The 379-nt window shown below is 42.7% G+C and carries 1 protein-coding gene and 1 pseudogene; both read left to right on the forward strand.

The window, feature by feature from the left end; genetic code table 11:
- Positions 1-109 (forward strand): LuxR C-terminal-related transcriptional regulator (locus AC1DUA_RS40955; protein WP_477505060.1); only part of this gene is annotated, 109 nt, incomplete at its 5' end.
- 65 nt (positions 110-174) lie between these two features.
- Positions 175-379 (forward strand): annotated as a pseudogene (locus AC1DUA_RS40960) (hypothetical protein); the annotation flags it as partial.

A 379-nucleotide genomic window follows, 5' to 3' on the forward strand; every position in this document is an offset into this window, starting at 1 on the left:
CGAAAAAACGGTGAAAAACCATGTCAGCTCTATTCTTCAGAAAATGGAGGTTGATGACCGTACGCAAGCGGTTATCATCGCGATTAAGAATGGTTGGGTAACCTTGTAAGGCTCCCGTTGTTGGAACCCCTCTACTTTTTGTGGCATACACTGCAAGTAAGGGAGGGATCCGCTATGTGGATTGGATTACTTTGGATCTTGGGTTGTTACGGAATCAGCATCGCTGTGCTTCATCTATTGTTCGGAGCCCGTAAGGGTAGAAATAAGAAGCCTGCAAAAGTTCTGCTTGTCACCAAAAATAACCAAAATCAAATTGAATGGTATATTCGCTCGTTATTTTTTTTCTCTGGATTAAAAGGCTATGAAGTCACGGCAACGA

This window comes from Paenibacillus sp. 01T422 (genome assembly GCF_056398785.1).